20 protein-coding genes are annotated in these 24,333 nt (G+C 56.4%); 5 read left to right on the forward strand and 15 right to left on the reverse strand.

The genetic code is table 11. The annotated features are described in order from the left end of the window. Window positions 1-37: 37 nt before the first annotated feature. On the reverse strand, window positions 38-1,531 hold the full coding sequence (locus GOV87_RS08185; RefSeq protein ID WP_171211440.1) for a BCCT family transporter: 1,494 nt from the start codon (window positions 1,529-1,531) through the stop codon (window positions 38-40). Window positions 1,532-1,916: 385 nt separating this feature from the next. Here GOV87_RS08185 and GOV87_RS08190 point away from each other — a divergent pair, with 385 nt between their 5' ends. The 3 genes from GOV87_RS08190 (at window position 1,917) to GOV87_RS08200 (ending at window position 6,026) form a co-directional block, all read left to right on the forward strand. Next, the gene (locus tag GOV87_RS08190) at window positions 1,917-2,885 is read left to right on the forward strand and encodes a TAXI family TRAP transporter solute-binding subunit (protein ID WP_171121507.1); all 969 of its coding nucleotides are present in this window, start codon (window positions 1,917-1,919) and stop codon (window positions 2,883-2,885) included. A 103-nt stretch (window positions 2,886-2,988) separates the two neighbouring features. Then, window positions 2,989-5,598, forward strand: a complete 2,610-nt coding sequence (locus GOV87_RS08195) for a TRAP transporter permease (RefSeq protein ID WP_171211441.1) — start codon at window positions 2,989-2,991, stop codon at window positions 5,596-5,598. Beyond that, window positions 5,595-6,026, forward strand: coding sequence for a universal stress protein (locus GOV87_RS08200; RefSeq protein WP_171124940.1), 432 nt, complete (start codon window positions 5,595-5,597; stop codon window positions 6,024-6,026). Before GOV87_RS08195 ends, GOV87_RS08200 begins: the two co-directional genes overlap by 4 nt. 3 nt (window positions 6,027-6,029) lie before the next feature. On the opposite strand, the gene GOV87_RS08205 is transcribed toward GOV87_RS08200, so the two are convergent. Genes GOV87_RS08205 through GOV87_RS08215 form a run of 3 tightly spaced genes read right to left on the reverse strand, consistent with a single transcriptional unit; the run spans window position 6,030 to window position 10,118 of the window. Next, window positions 6,030-7,070, reverse strand: coding sequence for a lipocalin-like domain-containing protein (locus GOV87_RS08205; protein ID WP_171211442.1), 1,041 nt, complete (start codon window positions 7,068-7,070; stop codon window positions 6,030-6,032). After that, window positions 7,060-9,474, reverse strand: coding sequence for an ABC transporter permease (locus GOV87_RS08210; protein WP_171211443.1), 2,415 nt, complete (start codon window positions 9,472-9,474; stop codon window positions 7,060-7,062). Before GOV87_RS08210 ends, GOV87_RS08205 begins: the two co-directional genes overlap by 11 nt. Continuing rightward, on the reverse strand, window positions 9,471-10,118 hold the full coding sequence (locus GOV87_RS08215) for an ABC transporter ATP-binding protein (protein WP_171211444.1): 648 nt from the start codon (window positions 10,116-10,118) through the stop codon (window positions 9,471-9,473). The genes GOV87_RS08210 and GOV87_RS08215 overlap by 4 nt, the downstream gene beginning before the upstream one ends. A gap of 170 nt (window positions 10,119-10,288) precedes the next feature. Here GOV87_RS08215 and GOV87_RS08220 point away from each other — a divergent pair, with 170 nt between their 5' ends. Next, the gene (locus tag GOV87_RS08220; RefSeq protein WP_171121501.1) at window positions 10,289-10,723 is read left to right on the forward strand and encodes an ion channel; all 435 of its coding nucleotides are present in this window, start codon (window positions 10,289-10,291) and stop codon (window positions 10,721-10,723) included. Here GOV87_RS08220 and cls read toward each other — a convergent pair. From cls to GOV87_RS08235, 3 genes are all read right to left on the reverse strand, one after another. Beyond that, on the reverse strand, window positions 10,720-12,132 hold the full coding sequence (gene cls, locus GOV87_RS08225; protein ID WP_171211445.1) for a cardiolipin synthase: 1,413 nt from the start codon (window positions 12,130-12,132) through the stop codon (window positions 10,720-10,722). The genes GOV87_RS08220 and cls overlap by 4 nt on opposite strands. A 23-nt stretch (window positions 12,133-12,155) precedes the next feature. After that, the gene (locus tag GOV87_RS08230; RefSeq protein WP_171211446.1) at window positions 12,156-13,130 is read right to left on the reverse strand and encodes an HAD family phosphatase; all 975 of its coding nucleotides are present in this window, start codon (window positions 13,128-13,130) and stop codon (window positions 12,156-12,158) included. A gap of 80 nt (window positions 13,131-13,210) precedes the next feature. Continuing rightward, complete coding sequence (locus GOV87_RS08235; protein WP_371808563.1) at window positions 13,211-14,821, reverse strand: arylsulfatase; 1,611 nt, start codon at window positions 14,819-14,821, stop codon at window positions 13,211-13,213. Window positions 14,822-15,019: 198 nt separating this feature from the next. Between GOV87_RS08235 and GOV87_RS08240 the strand changes: the two genes are divergently transcribed. Next, window positions 15,020-15,700, forward strand: coding sequence for a Crp/Fnr family transcriptional regulator (locus GOV87_RS08240; RefSeq protein ID WP_171211447.1), 681 nt, complete (start codon window positions 15,020-15,022; stop codon window positions 15,698-15,700). Window positions 15,701-15,738: 38 nt separating this feature from the next. Here the strand turns inward: GOV87_RS08240 and GOV87_RS08245 are convergent, their stop codons facing one another. The 8 genes from GOV87_RS08245 to GOV87_RS08280 form a co-directional block, all read right to left on the reverse strand. After that, on the reverse strand, window positions 15,739-16,971 hold the full coding sequence (locus GOV87_RS08245) for a BatD family protein (RefSeq protein ID WP_171211448.1): 1,233 nt from the start codon (window positions 16,969-16,971) through the stop codon (window positions 15,739-15,741). Further along, on the reverse strand, window positions 16,968-18,473 hold the full coding sequence (locus tag GOV87_RS08250; protein WP_171211449.1) for a VWA domain-containing protein: 1,506 nt from the start codon (window positions 18,471-18,473) through the stop codon (window positions 16,968-16,970). Before GOV87_RS08250 ends, GOV87_RS08245 begins: the two co-directional genes overlap by 4 nt. Then, complete coding sequence (locus GOV87_RS08255) at window positions 18,470-19,456, reverse strand: VWA domain-containing protein (RefSeq protein ID WP_171211450.1); 987 nt, start codon at window positions 19,454-19,456, stop codon at window positions 18,470-18,472. The genes GOV87_RS08250 and GOV87_RS08255 overlap by 4 nt, the downstream gene beginning before the upstream one ends. After that, complete coding sequence (locus GOV87_RS08260) at window positions 19,453-19,926, reverse strand: DUF4381 domain-containing protein (protein ID WP_171211451.1); 474 nt, start codon at window positions 19,924-19,926, stop codon at window positions 19,453-19,455. The genes GOV87_RS08255 and GOV87_RS08260 overlap by 4 nt, the downstream gene beginning before the upstream one ends. Beyond that, entirely contained in the window at window positions 19,926-20,870 is a 945-nt protein-coding gene (locus GOV87_RS08265) for a DUF58 domain-containing protein (protein WP_171211452.1), read from the reverse strand. Before GOV87_RS08265 ends, GOV87_RS08260 begins: the two co-directional genes overlap by 1 nt. A 9-nt stretch (window positions 20,871-20,879) precedes the next feature. Beyond that, the gene (locus GOV87_RS08270) at window positions 20,880-21,857 is read right to left on the reverse strand and encodes a MoxR family ATPase (RefSeq protein ID WP_171124959.1); all 978 of its coding nucleotides are present in this window, start codon (window positions 21,855-21,857) and stop codon (window positions 20,880-20,882) included. 118 nt (window positions 21,858-21,975) lie between these two features. Beyond that, window positions 21,976-23,082, reverse strand: coding sequence for an acetoin utilization protein AcuC (locus tag GOV87_RS08275; protein ID WP_171211453.1), 1,107 nt, complete (start codon window positions 23,080-23,082; stop codon window positions 21,976-21,978). A gap of 3 nt (window positions 23,083-23,085) precedes the next feature. After that, window positions 23,086-24,204: an AI-2E family transporter gene (locus GOV87_RS08280; protein WP_254428766.1), complete on the reverse strand. Its 1,119-nt coding sequence runs from the start codon at window positions 24,202-24,204 to the stop codon at window positions 23,086-23,088. Window positions 24,205-24,333 lie beyond the last annotated feature (129 nt).

Below are 24,333 nucleotides of genomic sequence, written 5' to 3' on the forward strand. Positions count from 1 at the left end.
ACACTTAGGTTCAGCACTGTATCAATCAGTCCACCAGTCATGCGTTTTCCTCCTTGGTGAGGGACTTGAACAAGCAAATGACCAGAACCGGAACAATAAACACAAAAGCAATGGCGGATAGCGCGATGATCGAGCGCACTAGGCCGATATCCCCGACCAAAATCATTGCAAGTCCAAGGGCCCCCAGAATCCCGCCCCAAATTGTACGAATGCGGGGCGAAGGGTTCTCATCCCCTCCGGCGCCAATCATAGCAAGGGTAAAGCCTGCGCTGACTACGCTTGTAACGACGAACAGGAACGCTGCCAGAACTGTCGCCGTGCGGGTCAAACCGTCCAGCGGAAACTTTTCAAGCAATGCAAATGTGGTCGCGTCAAGGTTTTCGGCATTTACCGCGGCCAGCGTTCCGTCCTGTCTGAGAGTGTCAAAGAATCCTAGCCCCCCGAAGATTCCGAACCAAAGGATTGAAAACAGGGAGGGGGTGACAATAACGCCGATCAAAAACTCTCGTATCGTTCGCCCGCGCGAGATGCGGGCGATGAAAATACCCACAAATGGTGACCAAGCGAGCCACCAGATCATGTAATTCAGCGTCCAGCTATGGAACCAGTTGACGATTTTTTGGTCAAAGAATCCGGCCGTTGAAAAACCAGCGGGCAGAACGCCGAACAGGTAGCGCCCAAACCCCGATACGATGTCGTCCATCACATACGAAGTCGGGCCGAAGATTAAAAGGTAGATCATCAGCCCTACGGCTATCAGCATCGCGGCATTCGACAAAAGCGCCATGCCGTCGCCGAGGTCTCTGCGCAGGGGAATGATGAAGGCGATGCACAGGGCTCCAAATATTGGAAGGGTCAGGCTATCGGGCTGCTCAACACCAATCAAACCGGCCACCCCGGTTTGAATTTGAAAGACGCCCATCGCCATAGATCCCGCCAGACCAACCGCGATGGCGACGATTGAAAGCAGATCGAAAACCCAGCCCAACGCCTTGACCCAGCGAGCCTCTCCCAATGCGGCGAGCAGTGGTGCGCTTAGCAACAGGGCGCGGCCTTGTCGGTATGCAAAATAGGCAATGACCAACGCTACGATCCCGTATATCGCCCAGGCGTGGAAACCCCAGTTCAAGTAGGTCACGAACATGGCGTGGCTGGCGGCTTCGGCATCGTCGCTATAGTTTTGCAAAAGCTCAAAATGCGTCAGGGGTTCGGCCGTTCCGTAAAACAGCAGGCCCACGCCCATCCCGGCTGCAAACAGCATCGCGATCCAGACCGGCGTTGAAAATTCGGGCTCGGACGTATCGGTCCCCAGACGTATGTCGCCAAAGCGCGAAAAGGCCAGATAGATTGCAACAAACAGAAGGCCGCTGACTTCGAGCATGATAAACCAGCCACGGCTGCTGAATTGTGTCTCGACAGCCGCAGTCGCAAGGCGACCCAGTCCATGCGGATCGGCAATGCCCCATGCAGCGATGCCCGCGCTGAGGGTCAGAGCAATTATCAAAAGCGGGCTGGGGGATTTCCTGTCCACGATCCGAGGCCTTTCTGCGCCATTTCTTCTAGGTTATTCCATTTGCGCGCATGACCGAAAGGACCGGCGTGCTTTACACGCTGTGTCGTCATTCAATGTGAGCACCTTCGAACAAAGGCAATCAGACCAGTTCTGGTGAATTCCCCTGATCTCGGGGGGAAAGTTCTGGAAATTCTCTCACATTTGCTGCTCGGGGCGGTTGAGGGGGGCGCGGGGGTTGACAAGCGGAGTGTCTGAATGAAACGTCAAATAAGTTGGGAGATTTTGAAAATTCAGATGCTTGACCCTGTTGCAAGACGGGGTGGCTTGTCGTACCGGCAAGGTCCCAGATGAGGGACCGCTGAAAAGTCTCTCATCCATAATAAGAGTTTGGGAGTTCTCAAAAATGAAAAACAGCAGCAAGCTTAGCCTTGGCGCGGTCGTAACCGCGGCATTTATGGCTCCGGCCGCATACGCCGAGGAATTCATCACAATTGGTACCGGCGGTGTAACCGGTGTGTACTATCCGACAGGCGGTGCGATCTGCCGTCTGGTCAACAAAGGCCGCAAAGAGCACGGCGTGCGTTGCTCGGTAGAATCTACCGGTGGTTCGGTCTACAACATCAACACCATTCGCGAAGGCGAGCTGGAGTTTGGTGTTGCCCAGTCCGACTGGCAGTTCCACGCTTACAACGGCACCTCGAAGTTCGAAGAGGCTGGTCCCTTCGAAAGCCTGCGCGCGGTGTTCTCGGTCCACCCCGAGCCGTTCACCGTTGTGGCCCGTGCTGACTCCGGCATTGCCAGCTTTGAAGACCTCAAGGGCAAGCGCGTGAATATCGGCAACCCCGGTTCCGGTCAGCGCGGCACCATGGACGTCGTTCTCGAAGCGATGGGCTGGAGCCTTGACGATTTCGAACTGGCGTCCGAGCTGAAGGCGGCTGAACAGTCGGCGGCTCTGTGCGACAACCAGATCGATGCGATGATCTACACCGTTGGTCACCCGTCGGGTTCGATCCAGGAAGCGACCACAGCTTGTGATTCCGTTCTGGTCAACGTGACCGGCGATGCGATCGACGGCCTGATTGACGGTAACTCATACTACCGCACCGCGACCATTCCGGGCGGCATGTACCGTGGGTCGGATGGCGACACCACCACCTTCGGTGTGGGTGCAACCTTTGTGACCTCGGCCGACGTGTCGGATGACGCGGTTTACGCGGTTGTCAGCTCGGTCTTCGAAAACTTCGACGACTTCAAAAAGCTGCACCCGGCATTTGCCAACCTCAAACCCGAGGAAATGATTGCAGACGGCCTGTCGGCACCTCTGCATCCGGGTGCCGAGAAGTACTACAAAGAAAAAGGCTGGATCCAGTAAGCCAGACCTGACGCGGGGTGCCTTCGGGCGCCCCGCAACCCAAGCCCGGCTCGACCGGGCAGTAAATAAGGTCAAAAAGGCCGCATGACGGGGAGACATCTTGATGAGTTCCGACACCCAATCCAACCGACCGCTATCCGAAGAAGAGCTACAGGACCTTGTCGCCTCGTCCGATGCGGGCGGGCGTAACCCGGTCGGTAATGTCGGAATTTTTCTGGCTGTTGTCGCGGCGCTGTGGTCCGTGTTTCAGGTTGTTTTGGCCTCACCTGTTTCGAATGTGGTGCTGCCGGGCAGCGTGGTGAACAACTCGCGCCAGATTCATCTGGCTTTCGCTATGTTTTTGGCGTTTGCCGCCTATCCTGCGCTCAAGTCCAGCCCGCGGGATTACATTCCTGTGCAGGACTGGATTATGGGCGCGCTTGGCGCCTTTGTGGCGTTGTATGGGTATTTCTTCTACGACAAGATCGTAAACGCAGGCGGTCTTGCCGATGACACCGATAAATGGGTCGCGCTGGGTGGTCTGCTGCTGCTGTTTGAGGCCGCGCGCCGTGCGCTCGGCCCTGCGATGGCGATCATCGCGACCATATTCCTGGCCTATGTCTTTTTTGGCTCGTCGGAATGGGTGCCTGAAGTTATCCGTTGGAAAGGGGCCAGCCTCAAGAAAGCCATGAGCCATATGTGGATCACGTCCGAGGGCGTGTTCGGCATTGCCTTGGGTGTGTCCACCAAATTCGTGTTCCTCTTCGTTCTGTTCGGTGCGCTTTTGGATAAGGCGGGGGCAGGGAACTATTTTATCAAGATGGCCTTTGGAGCATTGGGCCACCTGCGCGGCGGACCTGCCAAAGCAGCCGTTGTGGGTTCGGCTGCAACCGGCCTGATCTCGGGCTCGTCGATTGCGAACGTGGTGACGACCGGTACTTTCACCATCCCGCTGATGAAGCGGGTAGGCTTTAGCAGCGAACAGGCAGGCTCGGTCGAGGTTGCCTCCTCCGTGAATGGCCAGATCATGCCGCCCGTTATGGGCGCTGCCGCCTTCCTGATGGTGGAATATGTGGGCATTTCCTATGTCGAGGTGATCACCCATGCTTTCCTGCCTGCCGCGATTTCCTACATCGCACTGGTCTATATCGTCCACCTTGAGGCGGTGAAGCGGAACATGCCCACGCTGGGTGACCGCGACGTTCATCTGGCACGCACTGTTTTGGGTATGCTGTCCTTCTTCCTTGTCTTTGCGGGTCTTTGCTATGGCTCGCAGTTCCCAGTCGAGGCGGTGACAAGCTGGGCACCGTCCTCGGCGGGTTTGATCCTGAGCCTTGTCGTCTGCGCAGTGTACGTGGCGCTGCTGTATCTGGCCGCGCAGGTGCCGGACCTTGAACCCGACGATCCGAATGCCAAGGAAGTTACGCTGCCGGTGATCGCGGACATCTACAAGGCAGGTCTGCACTATCTGCTGCCGATCATCGTGCTGGTTTATTTCCTGATGATCGAACAGAAATCGCCCGGGTTGTCGGCGTTCTGGGCGACGGCGCTGTTGTTTGTAATCCTTCTGACGCAGAAGCCACTCAAAGCGTTGTTCCGGGGGCAAAGCAATCTGAAAGACACGTTCATCGACGGTGTTGCCGACCTGTGGCAGGGCCTGATCGACGGCGCACGCAACATGATCGGGATCGCCCTGGCCACGGCCACCGCGGGTGTGATCGTGGGTACCGTGACCCTGACCGGAGTGGGGCAGGTCATGGCCGACCTGGTCGAGTTCCTGTCAGGCGGAAACCTGATCCTGATGCTGGTGATGGTCGGCCTGCTGAGTCTGATCCTTGGCATGGGCCTGCCAACCACTGCGAACTATATCGTGGTCAGCTCATTGATGGCCGGGGTTGTCGTTGAACTGGGTGCGCAAAGCGGACTGATCGTGCCGCTGATCGCGGTCCATCTCTTTGTGTTCTACTTCGGTATCATGGCGGATGTGACACCGCCTGTGGGCCTGGCCAGTTTCGCCGCCGCTGCTGTATCTGGTGGGGATGCGATCAAGACCGGGTTCACCGCGTTCTTCTACAGCCTGCGCACCGTGGCGCTGCCGTTTGTATTCATCTTCAACACCGATTTGCTGTTGATCGACGTGACTTGGGTAGAAGGGATAATCGTCGCGATATTTGCGACCATAGCGATTCTTGTCTTTACGGCGGGAACGATGGGGTATTTCCTGACCCACAGCCGCATCTACGAAAGCGTGGCGTTGATCGCGGTGGCCTTTGCATTGTTCAGGCCGGATTATTTCATGGACCGCATCGCGCCGCCCTATACATCGGTCGAGCCTGCTGCATTTGTGGAAACCATCGGGGAGACCCCGCCCGGAACCGAAGTACGCATGGTCGTCAGCGGCCCGGATTTCGACACGCTCGAGATGACAGACACAACCGTTGTTGTCACGGTCGGCAGCGAAGAGGGCGGCGCGGCGCGGGTTGATGCTATGGGCTTGCTTCTTCTGGAAGAAGACGGGTTGGTCAAACTAGAAGAACCGCTGTTTGGCACACCCGTGGCGGATGAGCTGGATATGTTCGACTATTACGGCGATGACGCGGTGCGTCTGTCCTCGGTCAGCCTGCCGTCCAGCCAGCCTCCCAAGCAATTGATCTACATTCCCGCTATGATCTTTCTGGGTCTGATCGCATTCCTGCAACGCGGCCGAGCCGCCAGACAAGAGGTGCCCGCATGACGAACTCGGTGCTTTGTGCCGTCGACATCAGCAACGGCGAACTGGATAGCAATGTCTTGAGCAAAGCCGCGGCTCTGGCGGATCAGGATAATGCGCAACTGGATGTGGTGACGGTGCTTCCCGATTTCGGGGAAAGCTGGGTTTCCGGGTTCTTCCAGCCAGACTTTCACGACAAGGCGATGGAAGAAGCGCATTCCAAACTGGTCGAGATGTGCGTCGCAGCGGTTGGCAAAGAGCGGAACGAAAAAATCCGCCATGTTGTCGCGACGGGAACGGCTTATCAGGAAATTCTCAAAACGGCCGAGGGCGCAGGCAGCGATCTGATCGTGATCGGGGCGCATAAACCGGACCTGAAGGATTACTTGCTGGGCCCGAACGCTGCGCGGGTTGTGCGGCATTCGACGGTTTCGGTCTACGTCGTGCGCTAGGGCTCAGTATCCTGTCATCTCAAGGTATCCACGCCCCGAGTGGCTGCCCGAGATCGTAACCGGACCTTCCCAATATTCGAACCTTGTCGCCATCCAAGCCTCGGGTGTCAGTGCGGACACGTCGACATCAAGGTTCCGGTCAGGCAGCGTCACGCGCCAGCGTGTCGGGATCGTGCGGCCAGCGACCGTGGACGTTTCGAGCGGGCTAAACGTGACGGAACCATCGGGCAGGGCAGTTGTCTCGCCCTCTGCCGAGATCAGGGTCGCTGCCGTAAAGTCACTGCGATCCCCGCGCAGGCGAAACGCCATAAGTTTGTTCCCGTCGTCGAAGCTCAGCGAAAACCAGTCCCATCCGCTTTGATCTGCTGCCAGTGGTTGCGATGACCATTCGCGATCCAGCCAGCCTTGTCCGGTGACCGCGATATCCTGATCCGGCAGGTGTAACGTGCCCTCGACCGCGAAAAACGGCTGAGAGTAATAGTAGCTGGCCTGTCCAACCCCTGATTTCACCGAATATCCCTGGTCGCCGTGAAACACCAGCGGGCCCTGAGCGTTCAGGTTTAGGTCATATCCGAAATTGCCCCCATTGGCCGAAAGGGACAGCTTATTGATATCCGGTCCGCGCATGTGCCATTCGTCTATCCAAGCCTCGAACGGTTGCGCCGTCACACCAGCCTGCCCGATGCCGCCGCGTGATAGTCTTTCCGCAAAGTAGTGGTGATCCGGGGTCGTAACCGCCGCGTGCCCCATCCATAGTTGGGGGCTTTGCCAACCCGCGGTTTCTTTGGGTTTGAGGGCAGAACGAAACAACGTCCATTGAATACCGTAGGGCCGCCCGTCCTCTCCGGTCAGGTTTGCCGTTAGGTACCACCATTCAATGCGAAAGGACGGGTGTGGGCCGTGATCCTGCGGAAACTTGAATCGGTATCCCGGCTGCGGAATGTCGAACCCTTCAGCCGATCCGCCCAACCCCGCATATCCTTGGGCCTGCGCGAAGGATGGAAGCAGCAGAGCAAGGATCAATAGCCACGATTTAACGTTCATTGGCGAACACCCTTAGCAATTCAGCCGGAGGCAGGCGCAGAAGGCGCATGGCGGGTAAAGCCGCTGCAACCAAAGCCGCCAGCAAGGTTAGAAGGAATAATCGGGCCCAATCTGCGGGAAACAGGTACATCGGCAGGCGCCAGCCAAATGCCTCGACATTGATGATGGCCAAAAGGGTCCAGGCTAGAGCCAAGCCAAGGGGCAGCGCAATAATCGCGGTAATCGCCGCCAACAATACGCTGCGCAACAGCTCAAACTGCGCGAGTCTGGCGCGGGTCAGGCCCAACGCCCAAACGGGGGCAATCTGCGGCAGGCGTTGGGTCCAGAGGGTCAGCAGGCTGGTCAGAATGGCGAACCCCGCGACACCCAGCGTCAGCACATTCAGCGCCGAAGTGACCACAAAGGTTTTTTCAAACACGGTCATGGATTGTGCCTTCATCGCGGCCTGTTGGATCACGGCCTGCCTTGGAAGGTCAAATCTGTCCCGTAGCGTGTGTGCCAGTTCCGTTGCACTTTCGGCGTGCGTACGTATCCCGAAGCGCCTTGCCTCAACCCCCGGGGCGATTTGATCCAGCCGCGTCATCGAGACAATCGCTTGTCCAGTTGGGTTGCCATAGTCAGAGTACACGCCAGCAACGGGCAATGTGTATTCACGGTTGATTATAAGATCGTCACCGGGCCACAGGTCCTGACGGCGGGCGAGTTGTTCATTGATCAGCACCGCTTCGCCCGCATTCACGCGATCCCAGACATCCGCACCCGAGGCGATCAGAGGCCAATGCTGGCGGTAGGTTTGATCGTCGACGACTCCGTACAGAAAAAGGGGTCCGCTGGGATGCGCCAGTTCCACGCTGCGAATTGGCAGAATTGCGTCTACTTGCGGCGCTAACCAATTTGAGATTTCGCGCCCTTGCTGGTCATCCTTTGCCGTCAGATACAGCTCGGACGTCAGGCGTTGATCCAGCCAGCCTGTGAAGGTCAGGCGAAAGCTGGAAACCATCGTTCCAACGCCGATATTGGCCGCAAGGGCCAGTAGAAGCGCCATCAACGCCAGGGAAAGGCCGGGCAACTGCGCGCGCATATCCGACCAGATCCACTGGGCTATTGGGCCTTTGGTAAAGCGCTGAAAAATCGCGATCACCAGCGAAAGCAAGGACGGCAAAAGCAGCGCCGCACCCAGCAGCATGCCGGCAACCAGTGTAAACCCGGCGACCAATCCACCAATGGACAGTTGCACGATGATGCCGACCAATATGATCAACAGGCCCAAAAGCGGGGTGGTGAAACCGTTAAAGGCGGCTGTCCGCCACGCTTGAACTCCGGCACCGGACAGCAGGGGCATATGGGACAATCGGATTAGTGCGTGACCACTGGCCAGCAGCGTTCCGCCCAGAGCCATTGCCAAACCAGCCACCGCCCATTTCGGCTGTAATGCAATTTCGCCGCTTACCGGAGCGCCGTACAGCCCCCGCAAGGTTGCTGCGACATCAGGCAAGAGCGCACCCGCCAGAAAGTACCCAAGCATCAGCCCTGCCAACCCGCCGAACAGTACCAGCAAGGACAGTTCCAAAAGGATCACCCAGACCAGTTGCCGCATGGAAACGCCAAGCGCCCGCAGCGTTCGGATGATCCCCCGACGCTGCGCAAAAGCCAGCCCAACCGTTCCGTGCACGATGAACAGGCCAACGGCGAAAGACAGCAGCCCAAAGGCCGACAGGTTCAAGTGAAAACTGTCGGTCAGTTGCGCGGTGTCCAGTTGCGACGACGCTTCGACCCGCTCCAGCTCGGGTGTAATCGCGGCGATTTCAGGAAGCGTGCGTGGCTGGTCTGGCAGAATGATCAGCCTTGAGATTTGGCCCTTCCTGTCCAGCAAAACCTCGGCCACACCGATATCTGTCAGGATCAGATCAGGGGGAAGGTCCGGGCTTGTCAGAACGGGCGGCAGTCCGGTTTGGTTGCTCAGAAACCGAGCCAAGTCAGGTGAGGCCAGCAACCGACCGGGGGCGGTCAGCATGTCAGCCGGGTCCGGTGGGGTGGCGCTTTGCTCAATGCCCGTAACAGCAGGCAGAGCTGGATAGGCGACCATGTCGACGCCCATGACGCGGATGCTGCGCCCCCCTATGCGCGTGGTTTCTTCCAACACGGCCGCAACTTGCCATCCGGCCCGCCGCAATGACAGATATCTGTCGATCGTGATTGGACCAGCCGGATTTCTCAATTCGTCGTGTTGTCCCAGCGCGAGTTGTTCGTTGGCGCGCTGATAGCTTGCCCGTGCTTCGGCGTTGATAGCCTGAACCGCTGACCACAGGCCGGTCGCCAGCGCAATCCCGATTAATAGGGTTGCAAGTTGCAAGCGGTGCCGCCGCCAATGAGACAGCAGCACCTGAATAATCGCCACAGTCATGTGATACGCCCACCGGACAGATGCGCCCTTCGGTCCAGCCGTGCGGCAATATCCTGTGAATGCGTGACCAGCAGCAGCGCGGCCCCGGTTTCGGCTACAAGAGATAGCATGAGGTCCAGAACGGTTGCGCTGGCGGTTTCATCCAGATTTCCGGTGGGTTCATCTGCAAGCAGCAGTTTAGGCTGCGCAGCCATAGCGCGCCCAATCGCAACACGCTGCTGTTGGCCGCCCGACAGATTTTCGGGATAGCGGTTCAGTAAATCCGACAGCCCAAGCCTGTCCGCAAGATGGGTCGACCACGCTTCGTCCAGTCTTCCTGCCAGACGCGCGTGAAAGGACAGGTTCTGCGAGACGGTCAAAGAAGGGATCAGGTTGAATTGCTGAAACACCAAAGAAACGCTCTGACGGCGCAACGCGGCACGACCGGGATCTTCCAGCCCGGACAGATCGGTTCCGTCTAGCGTGATCTCTCCGCCGTCAAAACTGTCCAGCGCGGCGGCAAGGTTCAGCAGCGTGCTTTTCCCGCTGCCGCTTTCACCGGTAAGCGCAAGCGTTTGCCCCTTGTCCAGCGCCAGTGAGACACCGCGCAGGACAGGGCGCCCTCCGGGATGGGATTTCTGAACATTGTCTATTTTCAACAGCATCAGTAAGCCTCGGGTCGTATTTGCAACAATGTGGAACCCACCCGGGCAGAGTCCAGACCCGACACAGATTCGGTTCTATTCGTCGCGGTGCCCGAGGCAGGGTTGTGAGCCTTTGCCTAAACGGTCATTCTGACGCTGCATTCACTGACCAAGACAAGAGATACCGAATTATGACCTTAGCGCAGCAGATTCTTTGGGGCAGTATATATCTTGGTATTTGCTTTTTGATTGAACTTGTTCTGCTGACTTGGTGCACGCAGACAATCCGCAGCATGGCGTTGAAACTGGAAGAAAGTAAACGGTTTGTCACAATCGCCGCACCGATCTGCGTTGCCTTGGTGTTTATCGTCGCGATTCACACGTTTCAGGTGTGGCTATGGGCGATCGTCTGGGTTCTTGGGGAAACCCTGCCGGATTGGAATTCGGCGCTTTATTTCTCTTTGGTGACCTTCACAACGCTTGGCTATGGCGACATCGTTTTGGGTGAGGACCTGCGGATTTTTGGCGCGTTTGCTTCCGTCACGGGTTTGCTGGCCTTTGGATTGTCGACGGCCTTTATGGTTGCCTTGATGACTCAGGTGTTCAAAGAGGAATTGATGTCCTAAAGGATCGGGGCAAACAGCCGCGCCAGTGGAGAGCCAAAGCGGATAAAGGCGGGTTGTTCAGGCAAGTTCCGCTCTAGTTCGTAACAGTCTTTGAAATCGGCCTTTAGCATATCGTCCACAGCCTGCGCTGCGCGTTCGTCAAAGAACAGGGCCATCGCCTCAAAGTTCAATCGGAAAGAGCGATTGTCCAGATTGGTCGTGCCGACCGCCGCGAGAGTATCATCAACGACAAATGCCTTTTGATGCATGAACCCGTTGGTATAGCGAAAAACGCGCGCACCGCATTCGCGAATTTCGTCAAAATAGGCAAAAGCGGCCAGCCAGGGCAGGCGGTGGTCAATCACGTCAGGCACAAGAATTCGAACATCCACTCCGCGCAATGAGGCATGTTGCAACGCCGTCATGATGTCGATGTCAGGCACGAAATAGGGGGATGCGATCCAGATTCTTTCTTTCGCCGCAGCGATGGCGGCGAAGAACATCATTGCCCCGGTCTCAGTATCGTCGCCGGGACCTGTGGCGACCAGAAGCGCGTTCATGTCCTGCTCGGCCTCTGTTCCGGCCCAGTCCAGTTGATCAATCAGATCCTCTTCATGTGCCCAATGCCAATCTTCGCAGAAGATAAGTTGCAACTGGCGGACAATATGGCCGAACATTTTGATATGCGTATCCCGCCAATGGCCGAAATGCGGGTCCTGTCCCAGATATTCGACACCCACATTGTGACCGCCGATAAAGCCGGTTTCCCCGTCAATGATCACGGTTTTTCTGTGGTTGCGGTAATTGAGCTGAAACCGGTTTTGCGGGCCGCGTCGATCACGTGGATTGGCGATCTCAACCCCTGCAGAGCGTAGTTTGTCCAGATACGCCGTGGGCAGGCCATAACTGCCGACCGCATCGGTCATGAATCGAACACTGACACCGCGTTTAGCCGCTTCGATCAACTTTGCCTGAAGTTGTTGGCCCAAAGCGTCATCGCGCACGATGTAGAACTGGATCAGGACGTAATTCTGCGCGGCGTCAATCGCCTCGAAAATGGAATCGAACGTGGCCTGACCGTCGATCAGCAACTCGGCCCCGTTTCCACGAGATACAGGCAGGTGCGCCAGCGCCTCAAACGGTCTTGGGTTCACCTGCATTGTGTCTGGGTCGGGTTTTGAGAAGTCGGCGAAAGTCTTGATGCCTTCGACCACGGTTTCGCTTTGTTTGCGCGCAATCCGATACCCGCGAAACCGGTGGTGCCCTAAAAACAGATAGAGCGGCACGCCGAACACCGGAGCGGAGATCAATAAGACAACCCATCCAACTGCACCTTGTGGCGTGCGCGCCGTTTGCGCCGCCCGGATCGCAAAGAGGATCGCGGTGACATATAGGATAAAGACAAACGCGGAAACAAGTAGTGTCCACATGGGGTTATCAGTCTCTGTTCTACCTAATTTGCCCCAGTGTAGACGCGTTTCCAATCTTCCGCCATATCGACGATGACCCATCCCATGTCCGGGCCTTTGTCCAGCCCGTCCACAAGCTTGCCAATCGGGCTTTCGCGGTCATAGGCCCATTCACGTTCAGAATCCGTGTGATGGATCAATACCCCAAGACGATTGCCTTCCCCAGCAGTCGTCCACTCCAACATCGCAAAATCGCCATCCGAGTTGCCAGCCGCCAATATGGGACGTCGGCCAATTGTACGTTCTATGTTGATGGGTTTTCCCTGTTTGTCGTCGATGAACGCAATTCCGGGTGACTTTACAATAGTGGGCGTACCGTCGATGGATTCGTATGTGGCGTCAGCATATGTGCCAAGCACTTGCTCAGGTGGAATGCCATATGCGTCTTCGGCGAAAACGCGCATGAAGTGCAGGCCGCCGCCGGACACGATATAGGTGCTAAAACCCTCGTCCCGGAGATACCGCAGAAGTTCCACCATCGGCTGATAGGTCATTTGGTCGTAAGGCAGGCCCGTGTCAGGGTGGCGCGCTGATTGCAGCCAGTCGGCTACGGAAGCCTGAAACTCATCGACGCTGGCGCCCGCGTGTGAGGCGTTGATTACCTCGATCAATGCTTCATGCCCGCCTTCTGCAATGGTTTGGACATTGCCTTTGGCTGCGGCTTCCAAAATGGGGGAGTTCAGGATGGACGGGTCTGTTTTTGCAAGTTCTTCAAGCCGATCCATGGCAAAGATCAACTGAAAATAGACCGGCTGTTCGGCCCATAGAGTGCCGTCGTTGTCGAATACTGCGATCCGTTCGGCTGGAGTTACATAATCCGAGTGGTTTGGGTCGGTCACCGTGCTGACGAATTCAACGATCCGGGACTTGGAGTCTCCATCATCCCAACTGGGCAGCGGGTCGGCGAACAAGGTCGTCGCTGTTATCGAAAGGAACGTGGTGAACAGAGCTGCCTTCATAGGAAATTCCAAAACCCTAAATAAATATCTTAGAAGGGCCGCCATGTGCGTGGCGGCCCCTTGTTTGTTGTTGTCTGGCCTTAGTTGTTTGTCGGTGTGGCCAGTTTCTCCATCACTTGATCCAGGTTGAAGCTGGCCGCCTTCTGTCGAGGCGGGAATTCCTGGAATGTTTCAAGGAAGGTTCCGACATACTGCTGCGCAGGCACCAGGAAGTACGCACGTTCCAGCAACCAATCGTAATAGGTGTTGGACGTACGATAGGCCCGTTCATACGGATCGCGGCGCAGATTGACGATCAGTGGAATGCGCAATTCGGTCCACGGCTCGATCCACGCACGAAGCGTTGCCCAGGCTTTCTGCTCAAGGAAGATCAGTTTCCAATCCTCAAAGCGCAGCGCGGTCAGGTCGCCATCGTCTGAGAAATAGAAGATCTCCTTACGCGGGCTTTCGGTCGCCTCACCAGTCAGAAGGGGCAGGATGTTGTAGCCATCCAAATGCACCTTGTAATCACGGCCCATGCCTGAAGAGCTGTATCCCGCCTTCAGCTTGTCCTTGATTTCCGGATCACCGGCGACGGCCAGATAGGTTGGCAGCCAGTCCATATGGTGAACGATCTCGTTGGTTACAGAACCGGCTTCGATCTTGCCGGGCCAACGCACCATTGAGGGCACACGCCAGCCGCCTTCCCAGTTGGTGTTCTTTTCGCCCCAGAACGGGGTCGCCGCCGCATCAGGCCAGGTGTTCATATGGGGGCCGTTATCGGTTGAGTAGTGGACGATGGTGTTGTCGGCGATGCCGAGTTCATCCAGCAGATCAAGCAACTGACCAACATGCATGTCGTGTTCGATCATGCCAGCGGTGTATTCGTCAGCCACTCCGCCAACGATTTCGTTGGCCTGAGCGCGCATCTCATCCTTGACGTGGGTCCGGAAATGCATGCGCGTCCCGTTCCACCAGACATAGAAAGGCTGACCCTGTTCGTGGGCACGCTTGATAAAGTCGATCGCTGCGGCAACGGTTTCGTCATCCACCGTTTCCATACGCTTTTTGGTCAGCGGACCGGTGTCTTCGATGGTGCCATCGGCCTTTGACTTGATCACCCCGCGCGGGCCGTAGGCTTCGCGGAAGGTGCGACCGTCGGCCAGTACAGTATCACCGGGATAGTCTTCGTTTTCGGGCTCTTCCTCGGCGTTCAGGTGATACAGGTTTCCGAAAAATTCATCAAAACCGTGGTTTGTCGGAAGATGTTCATCCTTGTCGCCTAGGTGGTTCTTGCCGAATTGACCCGTGACATAGCCATGATCCTTAAGCAGACCGGGTATGGTCGGATCTTCGACTTGCATACCAAGATCGGCGCCCGGCAAACCCACCTTGGACAGCCCGGTCCGAAATACGGATTGACCCATGATGTAAGAGGATCGACCGGCGGTACAGGATTGCTCACCGTAGTAATCGGTAAAGATCATTCCCTCTTTCGCGACACGGTCGATATTTGGCGTCTGATAACCCATCAGACCCATCGTGTAGGCCGAGATGTTGGATTGTCCGACGTCATCGCCCCAGATCACCAGAATATTTGGCTTTTGGTCTTGCGCCCATGCGGGAACCGCCAGCGCGACCGCAACCGTTGCGACAGCGAATCTACGTAAGCCCCTGCGCCAAGTGTCTGCCATTGAACGTGGTGGTGACATGGTTTTCTCCCGTTTTTCTGGGCCCTGTACGACCCTTTGTTGAAACTTAAATTTGGCGCGATAACTAATTAAAAACGCGGCCTGAAAGTCGGTTCGATATTGATCTGCGATAATGCGTGATAGAAGGAATCGAACGGAATTAGCATAGGCGATGATCTGTGTTAAAAACTTATCATTTGACGAGTTTGGAAAATTCTAATGTTAAACAAATCCAACAATCTTAAGACCTTGCGGAAAGGCGGCTGGTTCAGCAACCGTTCGACCGCATTTCAACGCGACTTGCTGGAGTGTGGAATCGCGAAGGACTTTGAAGCGAGCCAGGCGTTGTATCATCACGGCGATACAGTGAACGGTATTTTCGCCGTCCTTGAGGGGGGCGTACAGATAACCGTGCCAGCCGACGATGGGCAGGAGTTCGTCATACACCGCGAAGGCGCAGGTTTCTGGGTTGGCGACCTGGCTTTGTTCGCCGATTCCTCAAGGCTGGTCAGTGTTGTCGCGACACAGACAACCCGCGCCCTGTTCTTTCCAAACTCGCGTGTCACGAAGTTAGTTCAGGAGAAGCCTGATTATGTTAGGGATTTCTATGCGCTCAGTCATGAGAATATGCAGACCGCGCTGCGTATCGTGGCGAACCTTGTAGTGACTGGTACGGAAAAGCGCCTTGCGCTGCGCCTTCTCCATCTGGACGAGGGCACTTCGAAGTCCGACGGCTGGATTGAGGTGTCGCAAGAGGAGCTGGCCGAGATGATAGCGGTCTCGCAACCGACACTTCACCGCAGTCTGCACCGCTTGGCTGATCTTGGTTTGGTTGAGGTGGGCTATGGCCGTGTGCTTCTAAAGGACCGGCGTGGCCTTATTGCAAATTGTCAGAACTAAGCATCATGGGTTCAATGGGTTCAATGGGTTCAATGGGTTCAAGGGTTCAATGGGGGCAACGAATTGGCGTTAGCCCCTCGCGGCCGGACAAAGGTGTCAAGGGTGGCGACAGCCTCGGACCAATGCGGGGCCTGCCGGCCGGCATCAGACCCGTAGCGTGTTGCGCCGATCAATGCCAATTGCGCTTCAAGCTTATGTAAATCCACGGGTGTTTCTGCGCGTGCCTTCAAAAGATCCAGTGCCGAATAGGCGCCTGACAGGTCGTGGTTTTTCAAAGACAGCCTGAGCTGTGCAAGGGCATATTCGGCTGAGGACCTATAAGCACGTTCGCGTTCTTCCCGGCGCGTCCTGAAGCGGGGTGCAACCCAACACCTGCCGGTCCAGATCATCAGCAACACGAGTGTTACCCCTAAGCCAAGCCTAAGAAAATCGCCCATGTCTTTCGGGGGCGTTTTGGGTGCAGCCAAGGTTAAGTCGACTGCAGGGATATCAACAGTTTCAACCTGTTGGGTCGTCAGATTGAACCAGTCGATCGAAACAGCAGGAAGTTGCGTCTGCCCACCTGCCTGAGCCAGATAAACGGCTTCATCAACGCGCTGACCTGACAACACTCCGCGATCTTCAGCTTCGGTAAAACGCGGCTCTTTTGGGTATGCACGCAGAAGTTCATCCTGATTTTCCGGAATAAGAGGAGGTATCAAGATCGGAGTAGTCCCCGAAATTTTGGCAGTGAGCTTTCGCGTAATCGCGCCTCCGGTTTGAATGTCAGTGTCACCATCCAGCGTTTGTTCAATGGAAAAGTCCGACGCCAGAATAAGCGGGTCCAGATTTTGCGCTCCTTGCGGGACCACAGCGTCAAAGGATATCGGTGGCAGCGGGACTGAAACCTCAATCGGTGCGTTGGTATCAGGATCGGCGTAAGTAACCAAAATATCCATCTGGCCCAGCTGGATTTTTCCAACTTGCAAAGGATAAAGGCGATAGCTGCGCTGAACACCAGACCACGTGTCGCCTTGCACAGTTTCGCTGACCGGGCCGGATGCGCGCTCGGGCAAGCGGACCAATAAGTTTTCTTGCTCCAATGACGGAAAGACCGGAGGGGCCGGCATGAAGGTAGGAACCAAAACCTTGACGCGCAAAATGGTGGGTTGCCCGACGATCACATCGCCCTCTGCAAGGTCCACTGTTACAAGTGGGGCAATATCTGTTGGGGTCTGCGGAGTGACCACCGTCGGCAGGAACAGTAAAATGAGGAATAGAAAATATCTCATTGCGATTGCACCTGATTTTCCAGCAGGAACCGGTTTCTCAGAAAGTCCTGCATGTCGGTATCAATTGCGCTGATCCACTGGTCTGCAGACATCGGCTGCGCTACTTCGGTCTGGGCTTGCACTGTGGTGTCCTGACCACGCGCGCCTTCATTGTCGAATACTGTATCATCCGCGCCGATCCCGGCCTCTTCGCTGGTATCCGATTGCTCTCGGGTGGTTTCGACATACTCCAGAATTGCTGTCGCAACTTCCAAATTGTGCTGGGCTTCTGGCCAGTCTGGTCGACGTTCTAACGCGGTTTCAAATGCTGCAATCGCTGGGCGGTACTCGCGGTTACGGATGCGCGCCATTCCTTCCGCAAACGCGGCTTCAGGTGTGTTCAACGACGAAAAGACCTCGGTCGCCTCAGGATAGCGGCCTGCTTTGAGCATGGCGTATCCTTGATGGTAGGGGTCCTGAAACAAATCGGCCGCGTCAGAAAAGCGCTTTTGGTTCATGGCGATTTGGCCTTGTTGATCAGGTGTCAGGAACCAGTCCTTCCAACCTTCGGCCCGCGCAGGACCGGATGGGTGCGTGATGCAAAAAAGCAAAAATGCCCACCGAATGACCCAGCCGCGCCGGAACCACAAAAGTGAGAGCAACGCCGCAGGCCAAGCCAAAATCCAACCCTGATCCTGCCAATCCAACTGATCCTCTTCGTCCAGAGCGTCGACATAGGCGTTGTGAATACTTCTGTTGAGCCGCGTAACATCCTGATCACCAGCCGAAAACGGCACCACGGTTGTGGATGTTAACGCGTCTAGCTGAACCAGTTTTTTACCTTCTGGCAGCATCGTAAGAAACAACAGGTCGGCCTCTGCACTATTCATTGCCTGAACCTGCGACGGGTCGATATCGTCCAGCACAAACAAAATGGCGCCCGGGGTTTCCGCATCGGCGAGTATGTTCTGAGCCAGTGCCAGGGCATCGGCTGCCGCGTCGCCTTTCAGCGGCATAACGGCGGGCGTTAACCCCTCCAGCAGCGGGCGAAGGATGTTGGCATCCTCGGTCAGGGGGGCAACGCGGTGCGGACTGCCTGCATACGCGATCAAAGCGGTCCGCGCCCCAGAGCGCGTGTTGATCAGATCGGTGATCTTGTATTTCGCACGCTCAAGCCGGGATGGGGGCAGGTCGGTGCCTTCCATGCTTTCGGTGACTTTCAGCGCAATAACCAACGGCGCGGTGTCTGCAATCAGTGGGTTGGGAGCGCGCGACCACGTTGGGCCCGCGGCGGCCAAGGTGACCAGCACTGCGATGGCCATGACCCCGTCTACGGGGTTCAGCTTGCGTTTGTCCGTGTCGCCCACCTCAAGGGCTTGGGCCAGGTGCGGGGCGATACCGTCTGGAACTTGAGTGGACCGTTCCGATCTTGGACGGATCAGCCACCAAACTGCAAAAACCGGTATCAGGAAAAGAAGCCAAGCCGCTCGGATAAAGTGGAAATCTGCGAGTGTCTCAATCATCGAACACTCCGCTGGTGTTGCGCGATATGAAATCCTGCGGAACTGAACAGGATCACCGCAATGACGATTAAAAGCGGTATATGGGTAAGGCTTTCGCGCGGTCGATAGCTTTGAGTTTCAACAACTCTTGGATTTTGCTCGTCGATCTGTTGGTAGGTCTGCGTCAAAGCTGCTTCGTCATCGGCAAAAAAGTATTGTCCGCCAGTCGTTTGCGCGATGTCTTGAAGGGCTTGCAAATCTACGCGGTCTTCACCTGTTGCGTTCGGGTCGCCAACTCCGATCGTATAAATGACCACATTTTTGTCCGCAGCGATTGCCGACGCGTTGACGGGTGTCATGCGGCTTGACGTGTCGGCCCCGTCGCTGAGGACGATCATCAGGCGCTGATCGACTTCGCTCGAGTCAAACAGCCGTATGCCCAACCCAATGGCATCGCCAAGCGCCGTGTTCGGCCCAGCCATTCCCACTTCAGTCTGGTCGAGGAACCCATTCAAACTATTCAAATCTTCGGTGAACGGTGCCTGCACAAACGCGCGTGTCCCAAAGATGATCAGGGCCATTCGATCCCCCTGACGCGCGGCAATGAAGTCCCGCAGTACATCTTTGACCGCTGCGAGGCGCTGTTTGTGGGTTCCATCCTCGGACGTGAAATCCCGTTGGTCCATTGACCCGGATATATCTAGGGCCAGGACCACATCCCTCGCCGATTTTTCCACCACGATGGGATCCGCCAGCCGTTCAGGGCGTGCCAGCGCTGTAACCAACAAGACCCAAACCAGCGTCGCAATTATAGATTGCAACCATGTTCGTCCTAGAATGCTTGATCCGGTTTTGGGTTCAAGGCCGGTCGCGGCCGCGATGTGCCGGAAAAACGGAATGCGTGTGGCTTGCACCTTTTCCTTATGTGGTGGGGCGAACCAAAACACGACCAAAGGCAATGGCAAAAGAACAAAGACCCAGGGCGCGGCGAAGGTGTAGGTCATGCCCCTTGGTCCCTTTTGTGGAGTTTGATCCAACTGCGAACCAGATCTGGGACGTCGGTGTTTTGAACGGTTTCTTGATACGGCGCGGCAAGGAGGACTTCGCCGGAGGCGCCTTTAAATTCTTTCTTTTCATACGTCTGATTTAAAAAATTCAACCACTCTTGCCCGTGAAGACTTGCCACAGTCGCACGCGGAAAAGCGACCAGAGCGGTCCGCCGCAGAATCTCGGCCGCGCGTGCCGCATCGGTTCCGGCCCGATCCAGTTCTGCAAGGGCCGAGCGTCGGTAGGCATTTGCCGACCAATGTCGACGGGCCAGGTAGAAGCAATAGGTCAAGGCCGCTGCCAGCACCACTGCAAGAACCGCCCAACTCCATGTTTGCGGGGTCATTGCGATTGGATCTGGGGCCGGAGCAGGCTCTAGCATATCCAAAAGTTCAACCAGTGATTTGCCCGAAACATCGACCGCCATCATCGTCCCCCCGGATGCCCGAACAGCTTCAGCAACTGATCCAGAGCAGGGACCGCTGTTGTCAGGGGGACAATTGGGAAGCCATAGCGGCGGGACCACAGGTTCAACTGCGAAAGCCTGTCCTCCATCGCTGATCTGACGCGATCGGGCAGATCAGGGATCGAGCTGTCGATTTCGATCTGGTTGTCCCCGTCGGATACCGTCAGTTTTACCCCCGGAGGTAATGCGCGCGAACTTGGATCAAAAACATTGAAAAGGATCAGATCATTTGATCGCGATAACCTGCTGAAAAGACGTTCGGACCTGTCGTTGATCCCGTCGAAATCGGAAAACACGCACACCAATGCGTTCGTGTGTGCAAGTCGGACTGCCTGTTTCAGTACGTCGTTCAGTGTCACAGTTGGTTTTGGGCGCAGCTTCGCGTTCAGGCTACAATTCAATTCTCCAACAGATGATAGGAACCGCGTCAGTGCAGCAGGGCGCCGTTGCGGGTGATGCTCGGCCAAGTCCGTATCACCGAAAACAATCCCGCCAACACGGTCGCCTTGCCCCAGAACCCGATGTGCGGCAATGGCCGCGGCTTCTGCCGCGATCACGGATTTCATATAGATCTCGGTTCCGTAGAACATGGATACCCTTTGGTCGACCAACAAAAGGGCGGGGCGATCGCGCTCTTCCGTATAGACCCGAACATGGGGTGTGCCGGTGCGTGCGGTGACCTTCCAGTCAATTGTTCGAATGTCGTCACCTGGCATATACGTGCGCAATTCCTCAAAGTTCAGCCCACGTCCGCGTAAACGCGATGCGTGACGTCCATTGAGGATTGATCGCGCGGGTTGCCGGGGCAAAAGGCTGAGCGATCGCGATTTCGGACCCAGCCGTTGTAAATGTTCGGCATTCACATGGATGCGCGTGTCTGAGAGATATGTGGCTGTCTGCGCCATGTGGGGCCCTTACGGCAACGCCACAAGGCGCAGGATTTCCGCAATGACATCATCGGCGGTTTTGGCGCTGCCCTGCGCTTCGAAGCTTAAGGATATGCGATGGCGAAAGACGTCATGGGCAATAGCGCGAATGTCGGCGGGGTCGACATAGTCGCGCCCGTTCATCCAGGCATGAGCGCGCCCGCACTTATCAAGCGCCAATGACGCGCGGGGGCTGGCCCCGATCTCGATCCAGTTGGCAAGCTCTTCGCTCAGGTTTTCCGGTGTTCGGGTCGCTTGCACAAGATCTGCCATATACCTGTCCATCGCGTCCGAGACATGGATCTGGCCGATTTCCGAACGCGCGGTGAACACGGCGTCCTGCGGGATTGGGGCAGGGCGTTCCCCAGACATTTCCCGGCCTGTTGCGATTTCCTCGTTCCGGACCAGGCGAATGACTTCGACCTCGTCTTCGACCGGCGGGTAGGTGATCTGAACATGCATCAGAAACCGGTCCATTTGCGCTTCGGGCAGGGGGTACGTGCCCTCTTGTTCAATGGGGTTTTGCGTGGCCATTACGATGAACAACGGGTCCATTTTATGCGTTGTTCCGGAAACCGTGACCTGCCGTTCTTCCATCGCCTCAAGCAGCGCGGCCTGAACCTTGGCCGGGGCTCTGTTGATTTCGTCTGCCAATACGATGTTGGCAAAGATCGGGCCGGGATCGAAGCGAAACGTGCTGCCCGTATCGGTTTGCTGAAACACTTCGGTTCCGGTCACGTCTGACGGAAGAAGGTCTGGCGTGAACTGAATCCGGCTGAAACTGGCGTCCATGTTGCGCGCCATTGCTTTGACGGCGCGGGTCTTTGCAAGGCCGGGCAATCCTTCGATCAACAGGTTACCGTTTGCCAGCAAACCGATGATCAGGCGATCAATGACTTCGGTCTGGCCAATGATGGACTGTCCCATTCGGGCCTTGAGGTCGCTTATTTGTTCGTGTGCATTCATTTTGGTGATCCAATTGCAGCCAATCGGTTAAAACAGGCTGGCAGGTTTCCAAATTTTCCGGGCGGTCAGAAATATTTCGTAATGACTGCAGGTTAGCAGCCCTTCCGAAGTCAATCCACTACGAAATCCGGCTTGCAAGCCGCCTCATATCCGCCAACAGATCGGGCCTGATCTCTCCGGTGTTTGGATTGTCGCGCAACGTCTTGAACCAATGGTCCGGCGGCTGTTTGCCAGCGGCCCGGTTCCACGTCAAAGCGCCGAGGACGGATTGCGCATCGGCGTTTAATTCCTGAGGGATTTCAAAGCCATTAAGCACCGCCCAAACGCCGGTCCACAGCCGGGCGACTGACCATGGGTTATAGCCGCCTCCGCCCAGAACAAGAAACCTGGGTGCCATATCTCTTAGGTGTGCCACGGCGCGCCAATGGGCGTTGTTTGACAGAGACAGGCGCGACAGCGGGTCTTCGGCGACAGCATCCGCGCCACATTGAAGGATAATCGCCTGCGGGCGAAACGTGGCCGTGGCGGGCAGGATCACCTGATCCAGTATCGCGTAGAACTCACTATCGTTCAGTCCGCGCGCGACTGGCAGGTTGAACGCAGCACCCCCAGCCGTGTCTTCAAGCGCGCCGGTAAAGGGCCAGCGCCGCGCCTCGTGGACCGAGATCATTCTGACTTTGGAAGATCCGCAAAAGGCGGCTTCGACCCCGTCACAATGATGCGCGTCGATATCCACGTAAACGATACGCTCTAGACCTGCGTTCAGAAAGGTCAGGATCGCAAGTACAGGATCGTTCAGATAGCAGAACCCGTTTGCGCGGTCAGGCAGGCCGTGATGCGTCCCTCCGGCCGGGTTGTAAACGATCCCGCCGTCCCGCAGTAGTTCTGCGGCCAGCAACGATCCCCCTGCGGCGGTTGCTGGCCTGCGAAACATTTCGGCGAAAACTGGATTTGAAAGTGTGCCAAGGCCGTATTTCTTGCGCGTTTCATCGGAAACCGACTGTGTCTTTTCCGCTTTTTGAAGCGCGGCAATATAATCGGGCGTGTGAAAGAGGCGCAGGGCGTTAGGCTTGGCCCGGGGGCTGACCCGATATGCCTCGGGGGGAAGCCATCCTTGCGCCCGGCATAGATCAATAACCGTTGAAACGCGCGGGATCGCAAGCGCGTGTTTCGAACCATAGGTCGAGTTTCGATAGATCTCTGATCCGATGAACAGTGGGCGCATCGCTCAGGTGGTGGAAGTTGGTTGTTGATCTTCACCCAGTCGTCCATCCAGCGACATCAGGATTGCGATCGGGCGCAGCGCGGGGATGTGGCTGAAGACAATAAGGATGCAGACCGTCAGAGGTACACTTAGAAAGGCGCCGATCATGCCCCAGACGGTTGTCCAGAAGGTCAGCGCGAGAATGACTAGAAACGTCGACATGTTCAGCGAACGCCCCAGCATGGCGGGGTCCAGAAAATTGCCGATGAGGAACTGGATCGTCCCGCATCCAAATACGATGATGAGGAACGGACCGATGCTGTCGAACTGAACAAGTGCAATCATCGCAGGAAAAATCACCGCAATGATCGAACCGATTGAGGGTATGAAATTCAGCGCAAAAGTAAGTACAGCCCATGTTTCGGCGTATTCAAGACCCAATAGTTTGAAAACCGAATAGCTGATTCCGGCGGTGATCAGGCTGATGAATGTCTTAACACCGACATAACGCTGCAGGCTGTAAGAGATCGCGTCCAGTACCGACGCAAATTCGGCCCCGGTCTGAGGGTTTCCTGCCGCCAGTTGTATCTTTTTTCGAAAGGCCAGCCGTTCAGCCATGAGGAAAGCCACATAAAGGCTGATCAGGAAGAAATGGTTCAGCAAGGACGTGGCGCTGCCCAACAGAACGCGGGCGACATAAGACATGTCGATGCTGATTAGGTTGTCCCTGATAAAGGTGGTCACGTCATTGCCGACCAGCCCTGTGACGCGGTTTACCGCGCCGTCGAACTGATTTTCATAGGTGCTGATGGACCGCGCGAACTGGGTCGCTTGGCTGCCCAGAATATACATGATCATGAACAAGCCCGCCAAAACGACAGTCACACCAGCGACATTGGCCAGCCAGACAGGGGCGTGGGTGACGGAAATCACCCGGTCGCTTAGGGCGATAATCAGAACGTTGATCAGCAATGCCATCGTCAAGGGAATAAGAAATGCGGACCCGGCATACAGGCCCAGCACGGTCAGCGTGGCAACAATGGCGGTATCGCGGACGACAGACAGCTTCAGCCGGGGTGTCGTATACGTATCGTTTTGGTCCAAGGGCATCGGTTTCCCGCCGCTGAGCTGAGATTGCCTCAAGCTGGTTATCCTATCCTGATCCTGCACAGCCGCGCGGGATTATGCAATGCACCCAGATATTTGTACGGATTAATTTGTCTTTATACTGGATTTGATGGTTCTGTGATCCAATGAGCCGGGGTAGGCTTT

It is taken from the genome of Ruegeria sp. HKCCA5426 (genome assembly GCF_013034585.1).
GTDB lineage: Bacteria > Pseudomonadota > Alphaproteobacteria > Rhodobacterales > Rhodobacteraceae > Ruegeria.